This is a genomic window from Streptomyces sp. cmx-4-9, from assembly GCF_046548835.1.
Lineage (GTDB): Bacteria > Actinomycetota > Actinomycetes > Streptomycetales > Streptomycetaceae > Streptomyces.
Map to the genome: position 1 here is coordinate 451,273 of NZ_JAEBEE010000006.1, position 23,426 is coordinate 474,698.

Genomic DNA, 23,426 nt, shown 5'->3' on the forward strand with positions numbered 1-23,426 from the left:
CACCCCGCTGAGCGACCGCCTGGACATCTCCGTCGGTGTCGCCGGCTGATGGTCACGGCGCAGGGTGTCGCGGCGGGGCCGGGCGTACCCTTCATCGTGGCCTGGGGCAGCCGGCGACCTTGCAGAAGCCATCGCCACCACAGACCCCCGCGGTATCCACAGCAACCAGTCGCTCCAAAAACACCGCCGCAGGGCTCTCAGCACCTCCGGAATGAACGCGATGCTCACCCAGGCCAAATCCGCCCCCGGCATGGTGCTGCGGGCCGAGCTGCTGGATACAGACCCCTACGCGCTCTGCACCCCGGCGGGCATCGTCGACCTGCGCACCGGCAACATCCGCGCCCCGCGCCCCGACAAGGACTTCCACTCCGCTCCACGTCCACCGGCCCCGAAGCCCAGCCGACCCCACGCTGGGAGCTGTTCCTTGCCGACACCTTCGGTGACGACACCGCAGGCCGCGAGATGATTGACTTCCTCCACCTGATGCTGGGCTACTCCATCACCGGAGAGGTCGGCGCACAGGTCATGCCCTTCCTCTTCGGGTCCGGCAAGAACGGCAAGTCCGTCCTCCTGGACGTACTGATGAAGCTCCTGGGCGACTACGCGGACGCTGCACCGCCCGGTTTCCTCATGGCCCGAACCTTCGACGGACACCCCACCGAACTCGCCGAACTCCACGGACGCCGTGTGATCGTCTGCTCGGAGGTCAAGCCCGGCGACAAGTTCGACAAAGCCCGCGTCAAACTGCTCACCGGCGGCGACCGCATCAAGGCTCGCCGCATGCGCCAGGACTTCTTCTCCTTCGCCCCCACCCACAAACTCTGGCTCATCGGCAACCACTGCCCCCAAGTCGGCACCGGCGGATTCGCATTCTGGCGCCGCATGCGATAGGTACCGCGCGACCGCGAGGGCAACGTCCAGTAGGCCCTTGCCTGGATCGTGTACCGCCCGAGGACGGCGCCCATGACCGCTTGGCGGGACGACCACCCGGCTACCGGGGCTTCGACCGACTCGCCTGATCCCCGCGCTGCCTGGTCTGGCGCATCGGGCACATGCCGCTGTCAGCAGTGAAGGGGTGTTCAACTGCTCCCGGGAGCAGTTGAACACGGGCCGCTCTTCCACGCACTTCGCCGAACACTCCGAAACTGGTTCGGAGTCGGCCTTTGCGTGCCAAGAATCCGCTGTTCAAGGTCTCAGTCATTTGCTCGTTGACCCTTTCGAAGACCTGCCGCAGGATTTCTTCCGTCGCCGCTAAACGGTGACCCGCCAAGAATCGGAAGCGTTCAATTCCGGCGAGGAGGCAGGGCTGTTCAGCCTTCTCTCCTGACCGGACTTGACAATGCCGCCGAATCTAATACGGCAGGGCTCTACCTCACTTCTGAAAGGCATTTCCTGTGACGATCATGGACGCTGGCGTGGACAACGCCGCCGTAACCCGTTCCGCCGCCCGGCAGCTCATCGAAGCGGGCAACATCCCCGGCGACTACGTGAACCGCGACAAAATCACCGAGATCGACGGGATCCTCGCGCGGAACAAGGGCCAGGTAGGTGAGGCCCTTGCCGTGGCGAAGAAGCAGTACTCAATGGAGCACTACGCCCGCACCACCGGCCTCCTCCCGGCCGAGCTGGTCAGCGCGCTGCGCGTCGAGGCACGCAAGCTGGCCGACACCAACACCCGCCGGATCGACATCAAGGTGCCGGTCACCGGCAACACCCCGCGCCGCCTGGGCAGCCTGCCCAACCCGCTCTTCCAGGAGCACAGCGAGCTCTTTACCGCCCTCTACAACTCCGCCGAGTTCCGCGCCCTGCTCTCGGAGGTCATCCAGACCCCGATCCTGGACGCCACCTTCGAGGACGAGAAGATCACCGGTACTCACCAGAGCCGCGTCGGCGACACGCACGGCTGGCACTGGGGCGACCACGAGTTCGCGTTCATCTTCATCTCCGAGGCCCCCTCCATCGAGCACGGCGGCATGCTCCAGTCCTGCCCGCACACCGCCTGGGACAAGACCAACCCGGCCGTCCACGAGCGCCTTGCCGAGGGCACCATCCGCACCTACTACCACGGTGCCGGTGAGTCCTACATCTTCAAGACGGACACCAGCCTGCACCGCACGGTCCCGATCGAGACCGAGGGCGTGGAGCGCATCATCATCAACCTGACCTTCGCCAGCTTCCGCGACTGGCTCGAGGAGAAGTCCTACGAGACCACCAACGCCGTCTACACCGACTGATCGAGCACTGCGTCGACCGCTTGGCGGGCCGCCCGGATGTGCCCGGGTGGCCCGCTTTTTCCCACCGCTCGTCATGGAGGAGAGATGGCAACGGCTAGCGCCCTGCCCCTTGACGCGATCGTCTTGGCCGATGTCGCGATCGTCCTGGTAGCCGGGGCCGCAATGGTGCGGCTGAGCCGGCGCCTGCACCAACCACCCGTCGTCGCGGAGATCGCGGTGGGCATCATGCTCGGGCCCAGCCTTCTGGGGCTGCTCCCCGGCAACCTGCCAGAGCTCATCTTCCCGCCCGAGGCCCGGCCCCTGCTCTCCGTACTGGCCCAGGTAGGTCTCGTCCTGTTCATGTTCCTCGCGGGCTGGGACCTGGACCTGAGCCGCCTGCGCGGCCGCGGCAAGGCCCTGAGCACCACCGCCGGGACAGCCATGCTGGTCCCGTTCGCCCTCGGCGCCGGCGCGGCCGCCCTGCTGTACGGATCCGCCGCTCCTGCGGGCGTGAGCACCTCGACCTTCGTGCTCTACATGGCCACGGCGTTCTCCATCACCGCTTTCCCCGTATTGGCGCGCATCATCCGCGACCGCGGTCTGTCCCGGACCAGGGTGGGCTCCCTGGCCATGGCCTGCGCCGCGGTCGGTGACGCGGTGGCCTGGTGCGTCCTGGTCCTCGTCGTGGCACTGGCCGGCGCGGGCGGCACCGGCGAGTTCTTCACCGTCGTCGCACTCACGGTCGCGTACGGGCTGGCCATGGCCTTCCTGGTACGTCCAGCCGTCGAACGGGTACTGGCCCGGTCCTTCGGGCGGGCGGACGGCGCCGTATTGCTCGCGGTCATCAGCTCCGGCGTGCTGCTGTCTTCCGTCCTGACCACCTGGATCGGCATCCACGCCATTTTCGGGGCCTTCGCGTTCGGCTTGGCCATGCCCCGGCAGGCGGCACCCCACCTGCACGATCAGGTGGCCGTCCCCCTGGAGAAGGTGACCGGCTTGCTCCTGCCCGTCTTCTTCGTCGTCACCGGCCTGTCCGTCGACATCACCGGGCTCGGCTGGTCCGGTCTGCTGACCCTCCTCGTCGTCCTGGCCGCCGCAGTGGCCGGCAAGTTCGCGGGGGCCTCCATCCCGGCCCGGATGTGGGGGATGAGCTGGCGCGAATCCGCTGCTTTCGGTGCCCTGATGAACACCCGCGGCCTCACCGAGATCGTCATCCTCGGAATCGGCCGCCAGATGGGGCTCATCGACGCCGACCTGTTCACGGTGATGGTGCTGATGGCACTCATCACCACGGCCATGGCCGGACCGCTACTGCGTGTGCTGCGCACGGCCGATCCCGTGCCGGTGCCTACCGCCGACCACCGGAAGGAAGAGCCGCGACTCCCGGAGTCGGCGCTCAGCAGGTGACCACCATGTCCCCTCCGCGTTTTTTCGGCTATCACCAGCGCAAAGACGGCACCGTCCTGATCACGCGCGGCTGCCGCACCCTGAACGTCGTCCGAGGCGAACAGAAGGTGTCTGAGCTGCTGGCCGCTCTCACCACAAGCGACGCGCAGAACGTGCTCGCGCACTGGGCCGCGGCGGACCTGGGGCACCGCGGTGGAGCCACCCCGTGACCCAGGACCACGATGACTTCGGCGACGCCCCCCAGACGGCGCGGTTCGAGACCTACGAGATCACCGCACCCCCACCCCCGTCCTTCCCGAGAACCTTCGGACACCCCGAAATCGAGGGCGCAGGCTCGGGGGGCGGCAGCAGGGACGCACGGGGCGAGAGCGCCTGGCAGGGCATCTGAGCAGGCACTCGAGCGGCCGCCCGGAGCTCCCAGGGCTCCCATGGACATGCACGGACCTCAACGAGAGACAGCCATGACAGCCACCAGCCAGGGATTCCAGATCGAAGGCAACGCCATCCATCTGGCCCGGCACCTCACGGACACGCACATCGACGAACTCGTCAGCTGGTCCTGCCTGCTCGACGACGTCAAGATCGAGCTTTCCGGTATCTCCTTCCGCATCAGCCTGCGCGAGCTCCGGGACACCGGCCGGCTCCACTTCCACGCCATCCACGACGGCCCCGGCAAAGACCGCACCTGGTCACGCCGCGTCCAAAGCGGCGCCTCCTCGAAGGACCTGGTCGCGCTGATCGTTTCCGACGTCCGCGCGATCCGCAGAGAGTTCCGTCTCCTGGAACCCCCCACCGCGGCACTCGGCCCTGCCGCGGTGTGAAGCCGCCGCAAGACCACGGCCCAAGGCGGAATCGGATTCCGCCCCCTCCTCCTCTTCAAAGCGACAGGACTCCGTCACCATGACCACCCTTCTCTTCGGCAAGGAAAGTGCCTGCACCGAGGACCCCGCCGGCCACGACCGCCGCACCGTCCTGGTCCCGGCGGACGTACGCGGCTACCTGGACGCCGGCTTCGACGTGGTCGTGCAGAGCGGCCTCGGCGAAGGCATCGGCTACATCGACAACCAGTACGAGATGGAAGGTGCCCGTGTCGAGCAGGGCCCGGAGTGCTACGCGGGCAAGGACCTGATCGTCAAGCTGAAGGGCGCCACCGCCGCCGAGATCGGCTGCATGTCCCCCGGCACGATCATGCTCACGATGGCGCACCTGTACTGCTTCCCCGAGCGCACGCAGCAGCTGGCCGAACGCCAGGTCAAGGTCATCGCAATGGAGGGTGTGCGCAAGACGCAGGAGGTCTCCGAGCGATTCCTGGCAGGCATCCGCGCCGGCGCCCGGGTCAAGGAGGACGCTCTGGGGCCCAACCCGCACGTCCACGTCCTCGACTCGGCCGACCAGGACTACCTCAACGGCCTGTTCCGAGCCCTCATGCGGAACGGCCGCGGGCCCCTCAGCGTCAGCTACCTCAAGGGCGACTCTCCGCAGACCGGCATCGAGGACGCCACCTCCAACCTCTGCGTCACCCGGTCCGGAGCCTACTTGCGCACCGCCGCCGGCGAGCTGTACGACCTCAACACCTCCTCCGAGGCGGGTGGCGACGAGAGCATGGTCGCCGAGGAGCTCACCAAGTCGGGCCGGGCCGTCGGCCAGACCCGCCAGGTCGGTATCGGCGCCACCCGCTACGGAGTCGGGCTGTTCCGCAAGGTGCACGGCCGTAGCCCCAGGGCGGTCGTCCTGGGCTACGGCAACGTCTCCATGGGGGCTTTCGAGCAGCTGCGGACGGCGGGCGTGGAATTCACCGTCCTGGGCCGCAAGCAGACCGCCCCGGACGCGCTCGGCAAGTGGCTGCGCAGCGCCGACCTGGTCATCAACGGCGCTGAGACCCCGGGCCAGAGCGATTACATCGTCACCGACCGGCACGTGGACAAGGACATCCGGCGGGGCACGGTAATCGTGGACCTCATCGGCGGCACCCCCTACCGGCGTTCGCCCGTCGAGGCGTTCGAGTGGACCACCTTCCTCCCCGACATCCACTTCGAGAAGGACGGCCGCTATTTCGCCGGCCTGTGGGCCTGGGACATGTACTACTCGATGCACGACACGACCGTTAACTACAGCCGGATGATCAAGGACCTGTTCACCGCTTCCGACCGCTACGTGAAGCAGCCCGCCGCCTTCGTCACCGACCACGCCTACGCCCAGCAGCTGGGGGCATGATGGCCACCGGCCTCGCACTGGTCAGGCACCCGCTAACCCAGTTCTCATACGAAACGCTCCCCGACGGCCTCGACATGCGGCTGCTGTGCCACGAGACCAAGAGCCAGATGCGCCGGACCTCCGGCGGCGTCAACCCTGAGCACATCACGGCGTACCCCGACTACGAGACCAACGACCTCGTGGAGTTCGACGCCGCACGGATCATTGAATCGACGGACTGCCGCGGCATCATCGCCCTCTCCGAAGTGGACATGCTCCGTGCCGCGCAACTGCGCACCCGGTACGGGATCCCGGGCCTGACGTACCCGACCGCCCGTCTGTTCCGCGACAAGGTCCTCATGAAGGAAGCCCTGCGCGAGGCGGGCCTGCGGGTGCCACGGTTCACCACCGTCGACAGCGGCCTCGACCTGATGGCGGCCGCCGCCGACTACGGCTACCCCTTCGTGGTCAAGCCGCGAATGGGCGGCGGCTCGATCGGCGCCACAGTGGTCCGCGACGAGGCGGCACTTCGCGCACTGCTGTCCAAGGGCCTGCGCCCCAACTTCTACACCCCCGCCCACCTGGAGGCGGAGGAGTTCGTGGCAGGAGACCTCTACCATGTCGACGGCCTGGTCCTGGACGGCGTCATACGCCTGCACACGGTCAGCAAGTACCGCTCGGACGTCCTGGAGTTCTCCACCGCCGTATCGACGCGCATGGTCGACCAGCGCTCTCCCCTGGCCCACCGGCTCAGCGAATTCACCGGCGCAGTGCTGGCCGAGCTGGGCCTGCTGAAGCCCGGCATTCACAGCTACTTCCACTGCGAGGCCTTCGACACCCCCGACGGCCCCGTCCTGTGCGAAGTGGCGGCGCGCCCCGGTGGCCTGGGCATCGTGGACCAGGTCGACGCGTACTTCGGCCTCAACACCTTCGAGCTGCTGCTGGCGGCCACCTTCGGAGGCGAGGTCCCCGAGCCCGCAGCCGACACCGAGCGACCCCTGGTCGGATGGGTCGGAGTCCCCAAGGCCTGCGACCCATCCGTCGTACAGGCGGGCATTCCCCGGGCCAATCTGGTCGGGGAGCGCATGCACAACACCTCGGTGGCCGGCCGCCAGATGTCCTCCGTGGACCTCGACGGCTTCGTGCTGGTGCGCAGCGAGTCGGAACAGGAACTGGACGCACTGCTGGGGGCCGCCGTGTCCCGCGCAGCACAGGCGGTAGCGGCGTGACGGGTACGGCAGGCACCGGCACCCGGGAGACCGTCCTCGTCCTCACCGGCTACGACCTGAAGAGCGTTCCCGTGGTCTCCTGGCTCTCCGACCGCTTCCGGGTCCTGCTGATCGCCTCGCGCAACGCCTCCAGCCCCCACGAGCCGGCCGCCTTCGCAGAGGTGGCCGCGGAAGCCGAGGAATGGCGCTGGATCGACGACGTGTTCGACAACTACGCGACCGTCGAGCAGGCGCTGGCCTGGCATGAGCGATACGGCATCCAGCACGTCGTCTGCCTGGACGAGTTCGGACTCATCAGCGCCGCGCGCATCCGCGAACTCCTCGGCACCTGCACCGGCCAGAGCATCGAGTCGGCGATGGCCTACCGCGTCAAGAGCCGGATGTACGAAGCGGTGGCCGGCAGTGTCCGGGTGCCCGAATACGCGGTGGCGTCCACGTCCTTCGAGGTGGCGGCTGCGGTCCGCGATTTCGGACTTCCGGTGGTCGTCAAGCCTGTGGACGGCGCCGCCTCCGTGGACACCCATGTGCTCCGCGATCAGGCAGACACCGACCGCTGGCTGCATTCCCATCCACTGGCCTGGGCGCGTCCGGTGCTGGTGCAGAAGTACGTCGACGGCGCCATGTACCACGTGGACGGGCTCACTGCCGAAGGCGAGGTACACGGGGTCACCGTCTCCGCCTACGGCTCCAACGCCCTGGCCCACCAGAACTCCCGCTCACTGACCTCAACCATGGTCGAACCGGGCAGCGAGCGGTACGAGCTGCTGGTGGACAGTGCGCGCAAGGTGGTGCGGGCCCTGCCGTGCACCGGGGGCAGTTCCTTCCATGCCGAGTTCTTCGTGACCGGGGACGGCGAGGTCCACTTCTGCGAGGTGGCCAGCCGGACCGGCGGCGGAGGAATCCGGAAGAGCTGCGAGCTGGCGACCGGCATCCACCTCACCCGCGCGCACGCCCTCCTGCAGTGCGGCCTCGCTGACGAGGTACTGCCAGCCGTAGGCCGGCCCGACCGGAGCGCCCGGTTCGGCTTCTACCTGGAATACGCGCCCAAGGGCCGGCTGCTGTCAGTGCCGGAGCAGTGCGGGCTGCCGGGAGTCGTCGGCTACGACGTGCTCGCCGGCGTCGGGAAGATCCGGGACGGAGCCACGTCAAGTGTGGACGCCATCCAGGTGTTCATCGTCGAGGCGCCCGACAACGAGGGCTTCGAAAAGACGTACCAGACCATCGGCGACTGGTGCCTTACCCACCGCGTCGTCGCCGACGCCAGCCCCTCGCCCTGAGGGGCCTTCCCCCGAAGCCCCGGCCCCCGGGGCCGGTCCGCCGTGATCCGGCGGTGCCGTGCCACGGGTGCCGGACGCGGCCGTGACCCGACCCGCTTCCGTACACCTCGCCGTACCGACTGACGCCCCCCACCCCCTCGCCCCGCCGACCCGTAAGGCAGGACATGAAGCAGGTCCTCGACAAGCCCGAGAAGAAGGAAGCCCGCTCGCGCCCGGCCGGGCTGGTGGCGTACTACGCCGCCGCCCTGGCCATCCGTACGTCCGACGCCGGAACGGCGGCCGCGGTCGTACTGCTGGCCCTGAGCACCGCGGGCGCCGGCGCCGAGGGAGCCGCAGCCTATTCAGGCCTGCTTGCCGCCTGCCTGACCATCCCGCACATGCTCGGCCCGCTCTCCGCGCGGTTCCTGTCGCTGATGCCCTCCGCCCGCAGCGGCCTCTGCGTCTCCTTCGCGGTGTTCGCGGTGACGTTCGGCGCCGCAGGCGTGCTCATCCACCGCGACAGCCCCCTACTCGCGGCCGCAGCCCTCGCCGTCACGGGTTTCCTCGGCCCCATCGTCACCGGCGGCCTCAGCAGCCACCTCAGCTCGCTGGTTCCCGTGGAGCAGCGCTCCCAGCGCCGCGCTCAGTCCGCCGACTCCCTCACCTACGCGATCAGCAACAGCGTGGGCAACTCCCTGGTCGGGGCCGCCGCCGCTGTGGTCTCCCCGTTGGCCACCGTGTTCATGCTGTGCGGGCTGGCTGCCGCAGCAGCCGTCCTCACCTCCGCGCTCCCGCTGGAGGACACGGACCGCGCCTCCAAGGCGCGGGCGTCCATGAAGAACGTGCTGCTGGCCATGGTGCGCATCAAGCAGCTGCGGGACATCGTCATCATCACGTACGGCAACGTGATCGGCTACGGCAGCCTGATCGTCCTCTCCACCACCTTCGCCCGCAGCCACGGCCTGCCCGCCTCGGTCGGCGCGCTGCTGCTGTCCGTCATGGGACTGGGGTCGTTGCTCGTCGCGGCATGGCTCATCGTCCGGCCGCTCGCCTTGGACGTGGTCACGGCGGCGAAGTGGAGCGCGGTGATCAGCGGTGTCTTCATGGTCGTTCCGGCCTTCACCGGGGTCTGGGTAGCCGGCGTCGCCTTCCTCGTCGTCGGCGGCTGCCAGGCCCTGCTGAACACTGCGGCCCTCGCCATCCGCCGAGAGGCCTCCCCGCCGGATCTGCGGGAGTCGGTCTTCGTCACGATGGCCGGCCTCAAGGTCGGCGTGGGAACCCTGGGCTTGGCCCTGGCCGGTCTCGTCCCCGCGGAACACATGGCATACGGCTTTCTTGCCGCGGGGGGGCTCAGCGTGGTGGCCGGCCTGCTCCCGAGGAGCCCCAAGTGAGGGCGGAATCCGGCATCGCCGGACCGGTCCGGGTCAACGGGGCAGAACCACAGAACGGCCTCGTCCCGTCCGACACGGTGGAGGGCCACGGCGGCCGCATCGTTGAACAGATCTTCACCGGGCTTTACCACTACGGGGCCGACGGGAAAATCCGGGCCGCCATGCTCGACACGCTGCGGACCGAGGACAACCGGCACTACACCATCACCCTGCGGGCCGGATGGACATTCACCGACGGCACCCCGGTCACCGCCCACAGCTACGTCGACGCCTGGAACCATGCCGCCTTGTCCACCAATGGGCAGGCGCAACGCAGCTTCTTCGCACCCGTCGAGGGATACGCCGACGTGGCCGCGACCCCGCCGCGTGCCCGCACCCTGTCCGGCTTGAGCGTGCGCGACGACCTCACCTTCACCGTCACCCTGCGCAGGCCCGACTCCGACTTCCCGCGCACCCTGGGCTGCCTGCCCGCACGGCCTTTGCCCCGCGCGTTCTTCGAGCTGGGCGCCCAGGCCTTCGGGGAAAACCCCATCGGCAACGGCCCGTACATGATGGCGGGGCAGGGGGCCTGGCGACATCACGAAGGGCTCGACCTGGTGCCCAACCCCGCCTACCGGGGGCCGGGAAGACCGCGCAACCAGGGGATCTCTTTCGTCTTCTACGACAGCCTCACCACGGCCTACGCCGACCTGCTGGACGGCCGCCTCGACGTCCTGGACAGCGTTCCCGACAGTGTGCTGGCCACCTACCACCGGGACATGGGCGCGAGAGCGGTGAGCCGGCCGATCGCTCTCAACAACCACCTAGCCATCCCCCTGGACCTGCCGCACTTCAGCGGACCGGAAGGGAGACTGCGCCGCGCCGCCATCTCCCGGGCCATCGACCGCACCCGCATCACCGAGCAGCTGCTGCACCACACGCGTTCACCCGCGAAGGACTTCACCGCCCGGGCCCTGCCCGGAGCCGGTGGCCCGCTGCCCGGCGCGCAGGTGCTGTCCTTCGACCCGGATGCAGCCAGGGCGTTGTGGGCCGAGGCGAACGCCCTCTCGCCGTGGGACGGGGTGTTCCGCATCGCGTACAACGAGAGCGGCGGCTATGACGTGTGGATCGACGCACTCGCCGGACAGCTGCGCGGGGTCCTCGGCATCGACGTGGCCACGATGGCCCATCCGACGTTCAAAAGCATCCGAGACAGCATCGCCGACGGGTCGCTGAAGTCGGCCTTCCGTACCGGCTGGCGCGGCGACTACCCGTCTCTGATCAACTTCCTGGCTCCGCTGTTCTCGTCCGGCGCCCCCGGCAACGAGGTCGGCTACCGGTCCCCAGAGTTCGAGGCACAGCTCACGGCGGCCAAGGCAGCTTCCGGGGCCGAACAGTGCGACGCTCATGTCCGGCACGCGCAGAGCATCCTGCTACGCGACCTCCCCGTGATCCCGCTGTGGGACTACCAGCACGCGGGCGGCTGCGGCGAGGGTGTGTCGGCGACATTCAAATGGAACGGCATGCCCGACTACCCGGGCATTGAGAAGCGGACACCGGTACAGAAATGAGAAACACCATGCTGAACCCGTGCGAAGGCCCCGTTGACGGAGGATTCCTACAGAAGGAGTTCGAGGCCCTGGGGCTGCCGAGAGGCGCCGTCGTCATGGTCCACGCCTCCCTGTCCGCCTTCGGATCCGTGCAGGGAGGTGCACACGCGGTGCTGAACGCGCTGCGCGGGTGTGTGGGGGAGTCCGGCACGGTCGTCGTGCCGACCTTCACCCCGCAGATCAGCGACCCCCACCCGGGGCTGCGGCCCTTCCAGGACAGCGGGGCCGACGCGGACCGCCTCGGCGTTCCTCTGTTCCACGACGCCCTCCCCACCCCGATGGGAGCGATCCCGAACGCGGCGCTGGCGGTGCCAGGGCGCCTGCGCGGCCGCCACCCGCAGGCCTCGGTCGCCGCCATTGGCCCCCGTGCCGAGGAGATCACCGGGAACCAGCCCCTGAACTACGCGCTCGGCAAGGACTCCCCGTTCGACCGGATGTACGGCATGGGTGCCCACATCCTGTTGTTGGGTGTGGGCCACAACCGCAATTCCTTCCTCCACTACGCCGAGTCGCTCGTGCCAGAGCACCGCACGAAGCTGCGTCGCTTCCCCTACGCGATGGGGGACGAGCGGGTCTGGGTGGAGGCCCCGGACGTCGGCGACGACAACGGCCGCTTCTTCCCGCAGCTGGGCGCCGAAGCCGACGCAGCCGGCCTGATCCGCCACCGCACCATCGGCCTGGCCCCCTGCCAGCTGATGGACAGCATCCCCTTCATCGATTTCACCGGCGCCCGCCTGGCGGAACTGCTCGCGCAGGGCCGCCAGGACCGGGGCCGTTAGCGGCTCAGTCCCGGGTGGAGGGCAGGTGGCCGAGCTGGACGGCATGGACACCAGCCTGGAAGCGGCTGCGCGCGTCCAGGTCTGAGAGCAGGCACGTGACTGTCCGGCGCACCGTACGGGTGGAGACTCCCAGGCTGTTGGCGATGGACTCGTCGGTCCTGCCCTCCGCCATCATGCGCAGTACCGCCAGCTGCTGCTTGGTCAGGGAGCCCGAATCGGATCGGACCGTGGCGCCGAGGGGCTCGGCCGACTGCCAGACGTGCTCGAAGAGCGAACACAGAAGTGTGATCATTCCGGGACTGGTGACGAGCGCTGCGCCCGCCCCGGTGTTGTCGGTGTCGGCTGCAATCAGCGCGGCCCGGCGGTCGAAGACGATGACGCGGTTGGGCAGCGTAGGCACGGTGCGGACCTGGGCGCCCAGGCTCTCCAGCCATTCGGCGTGCTCATAGGTCGGCTGGTCGCGGCGGATGCTGTCCAGGTAGATGGTGCGCATCCTGATGCCGCGCTCGAGCAGTGCGCGGTTGAGCGGCTTCGACGCCTTCATGTTCCCCGGAGCCTGCGGCCCGCCGGGGGCGAAGGTCAGCAACTCTTCCCGGACCTCGCTGCTGAGCAGTTCGATCTGGTCGCGGATGGCGTCGATCCCCTGCAGGTAGCGCAGCCCCGCCTGGGATCCGGGCAGGGCGCTGTCCGCGTACTCGGCGATGAGTTCGGCGGCGGCCGCACGCGTGGCCTCTATCCGCTGCTGCTGCGCCGACAGCTCGGCCTGCTGCCGGGCAAGGAGGATCTCCATGCCGAGCCGGGGATCGACCGCCCGGACCTGGGAGCGGTCCTCGCCGGAGATGCGCACCAGCGCCATCTCGCTTAGCCGGATCAACGCTTGGCGCACGTCCCGCCCGTTCATCTCCAGACGCGCCGCCAGCTCGGCTATGCCGTCCTGCGGATGGGCCAGCTTGCCGCGGTACACGGCCTCGGTGACAGCATCCAGTCCCAGTTTTGTAAACATGGACCGTTTCTCTCTCTGAACTCCATGCCGCTGGGTGAACGGCATGGTGGCTGGAAGGCTAACCGAGCCCGTGCAGCGGAGTGAAACCCGGCCGTGGAGGGTATGGCGACTTCTCTGTCAAAGAGCTAATGAGTCGATGAATGCCGTAATTCGTCCCCACCTGTCCGTTCCTTGAATAAGCCGGTTTTCCATGCACCTCGTCCACATTTATCTGCGCCCGCCCGAGTGTGGCCGCCCGCTCCCTCGTGAAACAGAGGAGCTGCTGGCCGGCTCCGCGGCTGACGCGGACGGTTGCGAACTGGTCGTCGCGCATCCGCAGGTAGAGCCGCACCCCGTGGTGGGGGTGTACATACGGGCGTCCAGTCTGGAGGCGGCGGAGGAGCGCGCAGGTGCGATCTGGCACAGTGCCTCCGCCGTCCACCCACAGCTGCGCCCCTGGGTACTGGTACGGGCTGAGATTCCACTGCTGCTGCCCGACCTCGACTGGTGACCGGCGAAGCGCGGCGGTGTCCCTTTCTGGACATGGCCGGATTGCCCGCCCCGCTTCCCCTTCAGTCCTGGGCATTGCCTCGGCAACACTGGAGCCCTCAACAAAATGTTGAAACACCAGGGGGTAAAAACATGAAGAACCGGACCAAACTCATCAAGCTCCTCGTCGCACTGGTCGCCGCCGTCGCAGTCGGCACCACACTGCCCGTAGGCCCGTCCACGACGTCATCCAAGGTGTCCACAACCCACCAGGTACGCGCCGACGCCGGCTGGCAGAACCCGGCCCCGCCGGTCGACCCCTTTGCCGTAGGCGACGCGGGCTGGCAGTAGGAAGCCCAAGTAGTCGACCTGGTAGTCGAACACATGGAACCGACCGTGCGCACCACTCAGAACACCGACTCCGACTATGTGCTGAAACTCCGCGACGAACTGCTCCGGGCGCCTACGGAAAACCTCGCCCTCGCGCAAATCCGCATCACCCACTCCCCTCGGATGCGGGGGGAGGACCCCGCCCACATCAGGACCCTCACCGAATCGGTAACCGAACTCCCGCCTATTCTCGTCCACCGCCCAACGATGCGGGTCATCGACGGAATCCACCGCCTGCGGGCCGCCGCGGAGCGCGGACTCACCCACATCCAGGCCCGGCTGTTCGACGGATCCGAATCGGACAGCCGACTGCTGGCCGTAGCCCTCAACGTCGCCCACGGCCTCCCGCTCTCTCTGGACGACCGCTGCGCGGCCGCCGAGCGGATGCTCGTCGCCCACCGCGACTGGTCCGACCGGGCGGTCGCCGCAGTCGCCGGAGTCTCGGCCAGGAAAGTCGCCGAAATCCGGCGACAGGCCCAGGCCGCCGCCGACAGCAACGGGCCCGGGAACGGGCACGAGACCAAGGACGCCCGAGTCGGGCGCGACGGACGCGCCCGGCCCGTCGACCCTGCACGCGGGCGGGAACTGGCCGCCGAGCTGCTGCGCCAGAACCCCGAAGCCTCACTGCGCCAGATCGCACGGCAGGCCGGGATCTCCCCTGCAACCGTGGCCGACGTACGCGACCGCCTGGCCCGCGGAGAAGGTCCCGTACCGCTGCGCCGACGACAAGCCGCGGGAAACACAGCGGCTGGCGGCGCAGCGACACTTACCGCCGTGCAAGCCCTCCCGGCCTACGACCGCCCGGAACCGGGGAAATCGGCGGCCGAGCTGGAGACCCTTGCCACCGCCATGCGGCGGGACCCCTCCATGCGGCACACCGAACGCGGCCGCGCCGTGCTGCGGATGCTCGACACCTGGGCCGCCTTCGCCCGGGACCGCGAGGCCATCGCGGCCAGCCTTCCACCCCACTGCCGCGGCGTGATGGCCGAACTCGTCCAGGGCTACACCCAGACATGGCAGCTCTTCGCGGACGAACTGCAGCACGGTGCCGATACGTGCGGCGCCACCACTGCCGCATGCTGACGGTAAACAGCGACGCCACTGCGCGACAGCTGCCAAGCCGTGCTGGAACGGTTGCTGTACGCCCAGCTTCGCCAGCCACTCCTGCTACTCCAGGAGAAGCTGGGTGCGCCAACCATCGGCGGAGTCGGAGCGCTCCCGTGCGCGCTGCGCCTTCTCCTCGAGGAGAAGGCGGAAGCCTGCCAGGGCGTAGCGTTCCCCGGTGCCCGCCCTGGGCCCGGGGATGCCGGCCACGGTGGCCATGCATTGCTGAGGCTGCGGCTGCCAGCCGGTGACCAGCACCCTCAAGCGCATGCGTTCGGCACGCCGGTGCAGGTTCAGGAGGTGGAGCAGGCCGTCGACGTCCATGGAAGCAACAGCGTGCAGGTCCACCAGGAGATCTCGCTCGTCCATGGTCACGTGGTCCAACGCGCGCTGGAAGGCTTCTCCTGCACGCTCGTCGAGCTCCCCGTTGGCGCTGATCAGAATCGAGCTGCCGCAGTGCCGGACTTCCACGTTGATCATTGTTCTGCTCCCGTCACCCGAAGGATCCGGACCTACGGGGTCCCATCCATCGTGGCCTGGTACGGCTTCGGGCCGGTGTACGGCGCGCTGAGGCGCACGTAGAGGCCGAACTGGGGTTGCACCGGGAGGAGGCTGGACCGTTGCCCGGAGGGTTGCTTTCAGCGGGGGGCCGTAGGTGTGGCCGGAGGTGGGGCAGGACGTGTGTGGTCCGGTCGGTGCCGTGGGGACCCCTACAAGACCTCCGACCCCGCGGACGCGGTCCATCACCACGGCGTCGTCCTCCAGTCGACGAGGCTGGTCGGCCGAGTGACACGCCGCCCCAGGTATCGGCCGATGACGCCCAGGCCGTGGGACCCATCGCGACAGGGTGTGTTCCACGATGTGGAATTCAATTTCCGCAAAGTGAGAGTTAGGCTGCGATCTCGTTCTCAAGGGAGGCAGAATGAACGAGGACCGCGTAGCCCTGATCACTGGCTCTTCTTCCGGCATCGGCGCCGCGATCGCCCGACGGCTCGCATCGGAGGGGATGCGGATCGTCGTGAACTCCGCCCGCAGCGAGGCTGCCGGCCGGGCGCTTGCCGAGGAGCTCCCGGATGCCGTGTACGTCCGGGGTGACGTGACCGACCTACGGGACGTCGGCCGCATCGTCCAGAGCGCCATTGACACGTACGGGCGCTTCGACGTGCTCGTCAACAACGCCGGGACCACCCGCTTCATCGCCCTGGACGACCTCGAGGGAGCCGACGCTGCCGCCTGGCGCGAGATCTTCGAGGTCAACGTCATCGGGGCTTGGCAGATGGCCACTGCCGCCGTCCCGCACCTGCGTGCTTCCGGCGCCGGCGCGATCGTGAACATCTCCTCCGTCTCCGGCACCCGGGCGCTGGGGAGCTCGGTCCCCTACGCAGTCAGCAAGGCGTCCCTGAACCACATGACCCGCTTGCTGGCCTCCCAGCTCGGTCCGGACGTCCGGGTGAACGCCGTCGCGCCGGGGCTGGTCGAGACCCCCTGGTACGACGAGGCGGAGGAGGTCTGGGAGAGCTCACGCGAGTGGATCACCGCGCACACCCCGCTGCGCCGCGTCGGCGCCCCGCAGGACGTCGCCGAGGCCACGCTCTACCTCGTCAACGCCGCCTATACGACAGGGGACGTCCTTACCGTCGACGGAGGCCGTCACATCGTGTAACGGCTGGGCCCGTACTGCGTTCCCCGTCGGCGAACGGGCCGCTCCTTCTGGCTCGCCAGCGCCCTTTCTGCTGTTCAGAGGGTGTATCAGATGTGGAAACCTAGTGGGGGGAGGCCGGATGCCTGGTGCGCTTGTCCATCCGGCTGTGGGTTCACCGGCAAACTCCACCTGAGTGCGGGCGGCCGCTGCCGCCCGTTGTCCCTGATCGTCACGCTAGGTCAGAGGGCGGACTGTACGCAGTTCATGCCGGTCCTGAAGAAGATCCGGGTTCCGAAGACTGGGCCCGGCAGGCCCCGAAAGAAACCGGAAGGGTCGCGGCCGACAAGGTTTACAGCAAGGGGCCCTGCCGCGAGTACCTGCGCCGACGTGGCATCCGGCACACCATCGCTGAGAAGACCGACAGCCGAAAGTCGGCCGCGCTCGGCGCAAGCTCCTTGCGTCGAACGCAGCGCACACTGCGCCCGGCCACCGGCCGTGCGGGCGGTGCGTCGCGGTTCGACGTACCGCTCAGGCTACCGAGCCGCCAGGCTACCCCGCGCCCCCGCCTATGAGGTCGGCAGCCGTGGGAGCGGGGCGCCCTCGGCTGCGGCGTGGCTCCCTGGGGCGCCGGGGCTCTTGAAGCTCATATTGCCGGTCGGGTGGGGCTGTGGAGGCACCAGTCGGGGCTGCGGGTGGGGCGAGGTGTCACAGCACTAGCCACCCCGAAGCCGATGGCTTCACGGGGCCGGGAGCACCTCTTCTGCGGGTGCCGCTCCGCTGCCCCAAGGGCCTGTGTCAGGTCGTGATCAATCGGCGGGAGTCGATGCCGCCCCGAGTCCGGTCGCCTGCCCAGGGAGACCCAGGGCGCGACCTGCGAAGATGACGCCATGCTGCAGGTTTGTCTCAACGGTGCTCGAAGCCGTGCCGAGTGTTCTCAATTGCCGCTGACCGCCGACGAGCTGGCGGTGGCGGCCCGTGAGGCTGTCGCGGCCGGCGCCGAGGATGTCCATCTGCACCCCAAGAACCTCGCCGGTCAGGACACGCTGGAAGCCACCGCCGTCGCCGCCGCTGTGAGCGCGGTGCGGGCTGCTGTCCCAGGCATTCCGGTCGGGGTCACCACCGGTGCATGGGCCACGGCCGACCCTTACGCCCGTGCCGCGCAGGTTCGAGCCTGGACCGTGCTACCTGACCACGCCTCCGTAAACTGGCACGAGGACGGTGCCACCGATGTTGCTGCAGCCTTGCTGGACCGGGGGATCGGCATCGAAGCCGGAATCTACTCTGGTACCCCCGCAGCACAACGGTTTCTGGACTGGCCCGGATCCCGCCGGGTCCTGCGCGTCTTGGCCGAGATCACCGAGGCCACCCCACAGGATGCGCTCCATGCCGCAGACGTCCTGCTGGACGAACTTGCATCGGCTGTCGCGCCGATTCTCATCCACGGTGAGGACACCGCCGCGTGGCCCATCCTGCATCTTGCGGCCTCCCGCCGTCTGGACGCCCGCATCGGCTTGGAAGACGTGCTCCACCTCCCCGACGGCACGCCGGCCGCAGGCAACGCCGACCTCATCCGCGCAGCACGCCAGATCGTCCAGGACACACACCGCAGGGCACGCCATGGTGAGCCGTGATCACGTCCTCCGCGTGAGGTCGTTGATCCCGGTCATGGGGCGCCGGTCCTCCTTCTCCGGGATGACGACATTAATCCGGCGTGTCCGCACATGGGAGTGGCTTGCATGGGAGGAGTACGCCTGATCCCGGGCGGCTGCGTCCGGCCGGGCGCGGGGTCAGGTGACCGTGCCCCAAGCCCGGATCTTTCTCAGGACCGCAGTGCATAGCGGACTGTCGGCCGCCTGACCGGTGGTCAGGATGGACGTCGGCGGGCGGCACTTCACCCAGTCCAACACCACCACCGCCGAGCAGCTGCCGAGGAGATCGAGCGGTCCTGCACACCACGGGCGCCACCGAGGTCGATATCGTCACTCATCAGATGGGCGCCCTGTCCTCCCGCCACTACCTCAAAAGCCTCGGTGGCACCTCCCGGGTCCACGCGTGGGTCTCCCTGGCCGGACCCAACCACGGCACGCATACCGCACGCCGGTGCAGCGGCACCCATGCATCGAGATGCGACCGGGATCCGCCTTCCTCAACAGCCTCAACTCCGGTGACGAGACCCCCGGCTCGCCCCGCTACGCCACCTGGGCCTCACCCTGCGACCGCACCCAACGCCGCCACCAGCGTCGCCCTTACCGGCGCCGTGAACACCACCACCGCTGCCTCGACCACAACGGACTGCGCATCGACCGGACGGTCTACGAACAGGTCAAGGAGCACCTTGGGTAGCCACTGCACGGTGCGGCGGCGCCCAGCTGTACAGGGGAGGACTTGCCGCCGAGCGGGCGCGGGACAGCACGTGATCGTGCACGGGCTGCCCGGCCCGCAGCTGAGGCCGCGGCCAACACGGACAGCCGCGGGACAGGAGCAAGCTGCGGCGGGCAACCTGCCCTGCCGGTACGAATGAAGTGTCGAGGGTTGGTAAAGAATGCGACAGGCTGCGGTGCCTACGGTGTGGTGGAGCCCGTCAGGCTGGCCTCAAAGCGGAATACACCCAGGTCGCGCACCGTGGCGGCCAGGGCGCGGATGAGGTCGTTTTCGGCTTCGGTCCGCCAGACCAGGGCGAAGTCCATGGTGGCCATGTCGGGGACGGGGAGCCACCGGATGTGGGACATGCCCCAGTGCCTGGTGACGTGGCCGGGGAACATGTGGATGATCTCACCCATGCCGACGTGACTGATCAGCTCGTCGGAGTTGTCCGAGGCTGCGGATGCGGTGCGCTCGATCGTGCGGCCTCGTGGGGTCTGGAACGGCAGGTAGCTGTCCTCCCAGTAGTCCGCCAGGCCGTGGGCGGTGCCGTGCGGGAACTCGGCGAGCAGTTCCAGTGACACGGATTCGCGTTCCGCGAACCGGTGGTCGGCGGCTACGGCAAGGATCCGGGAGTCGGTGCACAGGATCGGCCCAACGGTGAAATCCGGCTCTTCCACAGGCAGCCAGGCGACCAGCACGTCCATGGCACCACTGCGGAGCTGGCCGAACACATCGGTGAAGGTTGCCTGACGGACCTGGAGTCCCCACTGCGGGTGCCGCGCCCGGAAAGCCTTCCAGTAGGGGTGCAGATCGCCCACATTGAAAGGCATCAGGCTGACGCGCAGCTGGGCGGTGATGCCCCGGGCGGCCAGCTGGGCTCGCTCCAGGGATTCGTGCAGGCCCGTGTAGACGGGTTGCAGGTCGTCACGGAACTGCCTGCCAACCTCGGTCAAGCTGACCGAGCGGCTGCTGCGGGCGAACAACTCCGCGCCGATGCGCCGTTCCTGCTTCTTGATGGCCTGGCTGACGCGTGCCTGGGAGACGTGCAGCCGCTGCGCGGCCCGGCCGAAATGCAGCTCCTCCGCCAGTACGAGGAAGATCTCGATGTCCCGCAGCTCCACCGGCCCCCGCCCCCTGTATCGATAACCCAGCGGTTAACGAACCGCGCATAAGTATGACTTGATCATATGCAGGGATCGGCAGATCGTTGAAGGCATGGATTCACGCATGAAGAACTGTGAAGAACGCCGCGTTCGTCCGGCCCGATGAGCGCCGCCATAGACCTGACCTTGATGTACGCGATGCATGGCGCCCTGCGCCGGGATCTGGCCCAGCTCGACCGGGTCACCATCGCCGCGGACCGTGACCCCGCGCGCGTACTGGCCACCGCTGCCGGATGGACACTGTTCAAGCAGGCTCTGCGCGCCCATCACACGGCCGAGGACGGCGCGCTGTGGCCGTCACTGCGTCGAAACCTTGCCGACAGGCCGAAGGACCTGGCGTTGTTGGAGGTGATGGAAGCCGAGCACGCCGCCATTGCTCCGGTGATCGAGGCCATCGACGAGCTGCTGGCCGAACCCGAAGCCGACACGTTGCAGCTGGGCCAGCTCACTGACGCGCTGGCCCGCGGCCTGGCCGGACACCTTAGGCATGAAGAGGAGACTGCCTTCCCACTGATGCGGCGGTCACTGACCGCCGAGCAGTGGGCCCATTTCAGCCAGGTCCATGCCCAGCGCATGGGCAAGGACGCACCACTGCTGCTGCCGTGGCTCCTGGACGGCGCTGACGAGCTGACCACGACCAGGCTCCTCGCCCAGCTGCCCGCGCACATGTACGCCGACTGCACCGCCCGATGGATCCCGGCCTACATCGCTCTCGACCGCTGGAGCCCGGGAACCACGGCCTGACCCACCTTCACCACACGCCGCCCGCCGTCCATCGCCCCGCTGAATTCACCCCTCGGCCTCTACCACGAATGCCACGATGTCCCCACCTGTACATGTCGCTCCGCTCCAGCCCGCCTCGGACACCAGAATCCGCCGCGTGGCAGCGCGTCGTCGTCGCCTCGACGCCCCACGACCTGCCCGAGTACTGGCTCCAGCCTCGGACAGGTTCATGCCCAGCTCACCCGGCCCGCCCCGGCAGCCGCCGCTTCTTGCGGGCCCCGAGCCTGGTCCTCCCGCGCGGCCTCGTCCGTCGGATCCATGCCCCGGAACGTGCCCAGGCCCACGTCTCGATGCGCTCCGACGGGATTGTCTCCGTTCCCGGCACCCAGGGCACCCAGGGCACCCGGTAACTGCCATGGGCACGATGACCGCAGCTGCCGCGAACGAGCCTGCCCCCCTGCTCCAGAGGTTTCGGCAACGCCCGGATCTCTCCCTCGAAATTCGCCGGCCAAGGCCGGCCACCCACATGGAATGAGAGACACGATATGCGTGTGCTGTTGATGGCGTACGGATCGCGCGGCGACATCGCGCCGCTGGCGGCGCTGGCGGCGCAGCTGCGGGATCTCGGCGCGGAGGTACGTGTGTGTGCGCCGCCGGACGAGGAGTTCGCGGAACTTCTGGCCCGTGTCGGCGCGGAGCACGTGCCCTTCGGGCGGGACGTGCGCGCGTTGCAGACGGGAGCGCCGCCGTCGGACGCGGCCGCGTTCGCAGCCGAGCTGGTCGCCGCGCACTTCCAGACGGTCGGCAAGGCGGCCGAGGGCTGTGACGTGCTGGTGGCGAGCGGTCTGATGCCGGCCGGTGCCCGCTCGGTGGCCGAGAAGCTGGGCATCCGCTATGTGTACGCAGGCTTCCACCCGTTCGAGATGCCTTCCGTGCACTACCGGCCGTCGGGGCGGCCCGGCCCCCCGGTTCCGCCCGACATGACCGACAACCAGGCCCTGTGGGACCTGGACGCACAGAAGGTCAACGCCCTCTACCTCCAGCCCCTCAACACCCACCGCGCGGCGATCGGTCTCGAACCGGTGGACAACGTCCGCGACCACGTCTTCACCGAACGGCCGTGGCTGGCGGTGGACCCGGTCCTGGGCCCTTGGGAGCAGCTGACGAACCTCGACCTTGTGCAGACCGGGGCGTGGATCCTGCCCGACGAGCGCCCCCTGCCCGCCGATCTGGAAGCGTTCCTGGAGGCCGGCACGCCACCGGTGTACGTCGGCTTCGGCAGCATGCCCATGAGCACGGCCACCGACATCGCCCGCACGACCGTCGAGGCGGCCCGCGCTCAGGGCCGCCGCGTGCTCGTCTCCCGCGGCTGGGCGGAACTGGCCCTCGTGGACGACTCGGACGACTGCTTCGCCGTCGGTGACGTCAACCACCAGCTCCTGTTCCCCCGGGTCGCCGCCGTCGTGCACCACGGCGGTGCGGGTACCACGACCACCGCCGCCCGGGCCGGCGCACCCCAGGTAGTGGTGCCCCAGTTCGTGGACCAGCCGCACTGGGCCGCCCGCGTGGCCGAGCTGGGCATCGGCGCGGCACACGACGGTCCGACGCCGACCTTCGAGTCCGCATCGGCCGCGCTCAGGACGGCCCTGGCCCCCGAGACACTAGCCCGGGCGAAGACCGTCGCCAGCACGATCCGCACCGACGGGGCGACGGTGGCCGCGAAGCTGCTCACCGGCACGGGCCACGTCGCGCCGATGAACCGCGAACAGATCTCCGCGATCGCTCACACCGACCACCCGATCAAGTCTCCGCTCGATGACGACTCGGTCAGCCGACTGCTCGAACGCGGCCTTCCACAAGGCGACGAGCGCGTGCTCGACCTGGGATGCGGCACGGCGGAATGGCTTCTGCGCGCCCTGACAGCACGCCCGAACCTACGTGCCGAGGGCGTCGACGTCTCCGAAGTAGCCCTGCGGCAGGCCAGCCGGGCAGCGCGCGAACGCGGGGTCAGCGAGCGGCTGGTGCTCCACCGGCAGGAAGCCGCGGACTTCGTCTCTGCGGAGCCGTTCGACCTGGTGATCAGCGTCGGCGCCACCCATGCTTTCGGCGGCCTTCTTCCCACCCTTGCGGCAGCCCGCAAGCACCTGGCCCCCGGCGGCCGCGTTCTGGTGGGCGAGTCGTTCTGGGACCGCACCCCTTCACCGGAGGCTGTCGAGATGTTCGGCGACCTCGCCGACCTGGCAACCACCGTGGACCAGGTGGTAGCCGACGGGTGGACCCCCGTCCACGGCCACGTCAGCACCCGCGGCGAGCTGGACACCTACGAGTGGTCCTGCTGGGGCTCACTGGCCTCCTGGGCTCTGGACCACCCCGCCGACCCAGCTGGCGCCCAAGCCCTGGAAACAGCCACCGTCCAGCGCTCGCAATGGCTGCACGGATACCGGGACAGCTTCGGCTTCCTCTGCCTGGTCCTGCGCCGAACCTCGGAGTGATCGCGTAGGCCACCGACAGG

22 protein-coding genes and 3 pseudogenes are annotated in these 23,426 nt (G+C 68.7%); 22 read left to right on the forward strand and 3 right to left on the reverse strand.

Features of this window, described 5'->3' with window-relative positions:
* Positions 1 to 106: 106 nt before the first annotated feature.
* The 12 genes and pseudogenes from ACLJTM_RS21015 to ACLJTM_RS21070 form a co-directional block, all read left to right on the forward strand.
* Positions 107 to 888 (forward strand): annotated as a pseudogene (locus tag ACLJTM_RS21015) (phage/plasmid primase, P4 family); the annotation flags it as partial.
* A 515-nt stretch (positions 889 to 1,403) separates the two neighbouring features.
* Positions 1,404 to 2,234, forward strand: coding sequence for an ArpA protein (locus tag ACLJTM_RS21020; protein ID WP_411105188.1), 831 nt, complete (start codon positions 1,404 to 1,406; stop codon positions 2,232 to 2,234).
* A gap of 84 nt (positions 2,235 to 2,318) precedes the next feature.
* Positions 2,319 to 3,620, forward strand: coding sequence for a cation:proton antiporter (locus ACLJTM_RS21025; RefSeq protein WP_411105189.1), 1,302 nt, complete (start codon positions 2,319 to 2,321; stop codon positions 3,618 to 3,620).
* Positions 3,617 to 3,829: a hypothetical protein gene (locus ACLJTM_RS21030; RefSeq protein ID WP_411105190.1), complete on the forward strand. Its 213-nt coding sequence runs from the start codon at positions 3,617 to 3,619 to the stop codon at positions 3,827 to 3,829. The genes ACLJTM_RS21025 and ACLJTM_RS21030 overlap by 4 nt, the downstream gene beginning before the upstream one ends.
* The gene (locus ACLJTM_RS21035) at positions 3,826 to 4,008 is read left to right on the forward strand and encodes a hypothetical protein (protein ID WP_411105191.1); all 183 of its coding nucleotides are present in this window, start codon (positions 3,826 to 3,828) and stop codon (positions 4,006 to 4,008) included. The genes ACLJTM_RS21030 and ACLJTM_RS21035 overlap by 4 nt, the downstream gene beginning before the upstream one ends.
* Positions 4,009 to 4,081: 73 nt before the next feature.
* Positions 4,082 to 4,441 carry a hypothetical protein gene (locus tag ACLJTM_RS21040; protein WP_411105192.1) on the forward strand — a complete coding sequence of 120 codons (360 nt, stop codon included), beginning with the start codon at positions 4,082 to 4,084 and terminating at the stop codon, positions 4,439 to 4,441.
* 79 nt (positions 4,442 to 4,520) lie between these two features.
* Positions 4,521 to 5,834 carry a hypothetical protein gene (locus ACLJTM_RS21045; RefSeq protein ID WP_411105193.1) on the forward strand — a complete coding sequence of 438 codons (1,314 nt, stop codon included), beginning with the start codon at positions 4,521 to 4,523 and terminating at the stop codon, positions 5,832 to 5,834.
* Complete coding sequence (locus ACLJTM_RS21050; RefSeq protein ID WP_411105194.1) at positions 5,831 to 7,042, forward strand: acetyl-CoA carboxylase biotin carboxylase subunit family protein; 1,212 nt, start codon at positions 5,831 to 5,833, stop codon at positions 7,040 to 7,042. Before ACLJTM_RS21045 ends, ACLJTM_RS21050 begins: the two co-directional genes overlap by 4 nt.
* Positions 7,039 to 8,319 (forward strand): acetyl-CoA carboxylase biotin carboxylase subunit family protein, encoded by a 1,281-nt coding sequence (locus ACLJTM_RS21055; protein ID WP_411105195.1) that lies wholly within the window; start codon positions 7,039 to 7,041, stop codon positions 8,317 to 8,319. The genes ACLJTM_RS21050 and ACLJTM_RS21055 overlap by 4 nt, the downstream gene beginning before the upstream one ends.
* A gap of 164 nt (positions 8,320 to 8,483) precedes the next feature.
* Positions 8,484 to 9,689: an MFS transporter gene (locus ACLJTM_RS21060; protein ID WP_411105196.1), complete on the forward strand. Its 1,206-nt coding sequence runs from the start codon at positions 8,484 to 8,486 to the stop codon at positions 9,687 to 9,689.
* Positions 9,686 to 11,239 carry an ABC transporter substrate-binding protein gene (locus tag ACLJTM_RS21065; protein ID WP_411105197.1) on the forward strand — a complete coding sequence of 518 codons (1,554 nt, stop codon included), beginning with the start codon at positions 9,686 to 9,688 and terminating at the stop codon, positions 11,237 to 11,239. The genes ACLJTM_RS21060 and ACLJTM_RS21065 overlap by 4 nt, the downstream gene beginning before the upstream one ends.
* An 8-nt stretch (positions 11,240 to 11,247) precedes the next feature.
* Positions 11,248 to 12,057 (forward strand): aminoglycoside N(3)-acetyltransferase, encoded by an 810-nt coding sequence (locus ACLJTM_RS21070; protein WP_411105198.1) that lies wholly within the window; start codon positions 11,248 to 11,250, stop codon positions 12,055 to 12,057.
* Positions 12,058 to 12,061: 4 nt separating this feature from the next.
* Here ACLJTM_RS21070 and ACLJTM_RS21075 read toward each other — a convergent pair whose 3' ends face one another.
* On the reverse strand, positions 12,062 to 13,060 hold the full coding sequence (locus ACLJTM_RS21075) for a LuxR C-terminal-related transcriptional regulator (RefSeq protein WP_411105199.1): 999 nt from the start codon (positions 13,058 to 13,060) through the stop codon (positions 12,062 to 12,064).
* 190 nt (positions 13,061 to 13,250) lie between these two features.
* Between ACLJTM_RS21075 and ACLJTM_RS21080 the strand changes: the two genes are divergently transcribed.
* From ACLJTM_RS21080 to ACLJTM_RS21090, 3 genes are all read left to right on the forward strand, one after another.
* The gene (locus tag ACLJTM_RS21080; RefSeq protein ID WP_411105200.1) at positions 13,251 to 13,550 is read left to right on the forward strand and encodes a hypothetical protein; all 300 of its coding nucleotides are present in this window, start codon (positions 13,251 to 13,253) and stop codon (positions 13,548 to 13,550) included.
* A 131-nt stretch (positions 13,551 to 13,681) separates the two neighbouring features.
* On the forward strand, positions 13,682 to 13,879 hold the full coding sequence (locus ACLJTM_RS21085; RefSeq protein WP_411105201.1) for a hypothetical protein: 198 nt from the start codon (positions 13,682 to 13,684) through the stop codon (positions 13,877 to 13,879).
* 45 nt (positions 13,880 to 13,924) lie between these two features.
* Positions 13,925 to 15,001, forward strand: a complete 1,077-nt coding sequence (locus tag ACLJTM_RS21090; protein WP_411105202.1) for a ParB N-terminal domain-containing protein — start codon at positions 13,925 to 13,927, stop codon at positions 14,999 to 15,001.
* An 84-nt stretch (positions 15,002 to 15,085) separates the two neighbouring features.
* On the opposite strand, the gene ACLJTM_RS21095 is transcribed toward ACLJTM_RS21090, so the two are convergent.
* On the reverse strand, positions 15,086 to 15,502 hold the full coding sequence (locus ACLJTM_RS21095; RefSeq protein ID WP_411105203.1) for an STAS domain-containing protein: 417 nt from the start codon (positions 15,500 to 15,502) through the stop codon (positions 15,086 to 15,088).
* A 442-nt stretch (positions 15,503 to 15,944) separates the two neighbouring features.
* Here ACLJTM_RS21095 and ACLJTM_RS21100 point away from each other — a divergent pair, with 442 nt between their 5' ends.
* The 4 genes and pseudogenes from ACLJTM_RS21100 to ACLJTM_RS21115 all read left to right on the forward strand — a co-directional run bounded on the left by ACLJTM_RS21100 (position 15,945) and on the right by ACLJTM_RS21115 (position 19,007).
* Complete coding sequence (locus ACLJTM_RS21100; RefSeq protein WP_411105204.1) at positions 15,945 to 16,685, forward strand: SDR family NAD(P)-dependent oxidoreductase; 741 nt, start codon at positions 15,945 to 15,947, stop codon at positions 16,683 to 16,685.
* Between the two features lie 866 nt (positions 16,686 to 17,551).
* On the forward strand, positions 17,552 to 18,295 hold the full coding sequence (locus ACLJTM_RS21105) for a 3-keto-5-aminohexanoate cleavage protein (RefSeq protein WP_411105205.1): 744 nt from the start codon (positions 17,552 to 17,554) through the stop codon (positions 18,293 to 18,295).
* A gap of 359 nt (positions 18,296 to 18,654) precedes the next feature.
* A pseudogene (locus tag ACLJTM_RS21110) lies at positions 18,655 to 18,738 on the forward strand (lipase); the annotation flags it as partial.
* Between the two features lie 50 nt (positions 18,739 to 18,788).
* Complete coding sequence (locus ACLJTM_RS21115; protein WP_411105332.1) at positions 18,789 to 19,007, forward strand: hypothetical protein; 219 nt, start codon at positions 18,789 to 18,791, stop codon at positions 19,005 to 19,007.
* A 218-nt stretch (positions 19,008 to 19,225) separates the two neighbouring features.
* Here ACLJTM_RS21115 and ACLJTM_RS21120 read toward each other — a convergent pair whose 3' ends face one another.
* Entirely contained in the window at positions 19,226 to 20,149 is a 924-nt protein-coding gene (locus ACLJTM_RS21120) for a LysR substrate-binding domain-containing protein (RefSeq protein ID WP_411105206.1), read from the reverse strand.
* Between the two features lie 144 nt (positions 20,150 to 20,293).
* On the opposite strand from ACLJTM_RS21120, the gene ACLJTM_RS21125 reads away from it, so the two are divergent.
* The 3 genes and pseudogenes from ACLJTM_RS21125 (at position 20,294) to ACLJTM_RS21135 (ending at position 23,406) form a co-directional block, all read left to right on the forward strand.
* Positions 20,294 to 20,935 carry a hemerythrin domain-containing protein gene (locus ACLJTM_RS21125; protein WP_411105207.1) on the forward strand — a complete coding sequence of 214 codons (642 nt, stop codon included), beginning with the start codon at positions 20,294 to 20,296 and terminating at the stop codon, positions 20,933 to 20,935.
* Between the two features lie 524 nt (positions 20,936 to 21,459).
* Positions 21,460 to 22,644, forward strand: a pseudogene (locus ACLJTM_RS21130) (glycosyltransferase); the annotation flags it as partial.
* Between the two features lie 24 nt (positions 22,645 to 22,668).
* Entirely contained in the window at positions 22,669 to 23,406 is a 738-nt protein-coding gene (locus ACLJTM_RS21135) for an SAM-dependent methyltransferase (protein ID WP_411105320.1), read from the forward strand.
* Positions 23,407 to 23,426: the final 20 nt, after the last annotated feature.

Excerpts from the sequence above, each read along its gene's own strand:
- ACLJTM_RS21020 (WP_411105188.1), top strand. The coding sequence starts at position 1,404 with ATGGACGCTGGCGTGGACAACGCCGCCGTAACCCGTTCCGCCGCCCGG.
- ACLJTM_RS21025 (WP_411105189.1), top strand. The coding sequence starts at position 2,319 with ATGGCAACGGCTAGCGCCCTGCCCCTTGACGCGATCGTCTTGGCCGAT.
- ACLJTM_RS21040 (WP_411105192.1), top strand. The coding sequence starts at position 4,082 with ATGACAGCCACCAGCCAGGGATTCCAGATCGAAGGCAACGCCATCCAT.
- ACLJTM_RS21045 (WP_411105193.1), top strand. The coding sequence starts at position 4,521 with ATGACCACCCTTCTCTTCGGCAAGGAAAGTGCCTGCACCGAGGACCCC.
- ACLJTM_RS21050 (WP_411105194.1), top strand. The coding sequence starts at position 5,831 with ATGATGGCCACCGGCCTCGCACTGGTCAGGCACCCGCTAACCCAGTTC.
- ACLJTM_RS21060 (WP_411105196.1), top strand. The coding sequence starts at position 8,484 with ATGAAGCAGGTCCTCGACAAGCCCGAGAAGAAGGAAGCCCGCTCGCGC.
- ACLJTM_RS21070 (WP_411105198.1), top strand. The coding sequence starts at position 11,248 with ATGCTGAACCCGTGCGAAGGCCCCGTTGACGGAGGATTCCTACAGAAG.
- ACLJTM_RS21075 (WP_411105199.1), bottom strand. The coding sequence starts at position 13,060 with ATGTTTACAAAACTGGGACTGGATGCTGTCACCGAGGCCGTGTACCGC.
- ACLJTM_RS21080 (WP_411105200.1), top strand. The coding sequence starts at position 13,251 with ATGCACCTCGTCCACATTTATCTGCGCCCGCCCGAGTGTGGCCGCCCG.
- ACLJTM_RS21085 (WP_411105201.1), top strand. The coding sequence starts at position 13,682 with ATGAAGAACCGGACCAAACTCATCAAGCTCCTCGTCGCACTGGTCGCC.
- ACLJTM_RS21095 (WP_411105203.1), bottom strand. The coding sequence starts at position 15,502 with ATGATCAACGTGGAAGTCCGGCACTGCGGCAGCTCGATTCTGATCAGC.
- ACLJTM_RS21100 (WP_411105204.1), top strand. The coding sequence starts at position 15,945 with ATGAACGAGGACCGCGTAGCCCTGATCACTGGCTCTTCTTCCGGCATC.
- ACLJTM_RS21105 (WP_411105205.1), top strand. The coding sequence starts at position 17,552 with ATGCTGCAGGTTTGTCTCAACGGTGCTCGAAGCCGTGCCGAGTGTTCT.
- ACLJTM_RS21115 (WP_411105332.1), top strand. The coding sequence starts at position 18,789 with ATGCGACCGGGATCCGCCTTCCTCAACAGCCTCAACTCCGGTGACGAG.
- ACLJTM_RS21125 (WP_411105207.1), top strand. The coding sequence starts at position 20,294 with ATGAGCGCCGCCATAGACCTGACCTTGATGTACGCGATGCATGGCGCC.
- ACLJTM_RS21135 (WP_411105320.1), top strand. The coding sequence starts at position 22,669 with ATGAACCGCGAACAGATCTCCGCGATCGCTCACACCGACCACCCGATC.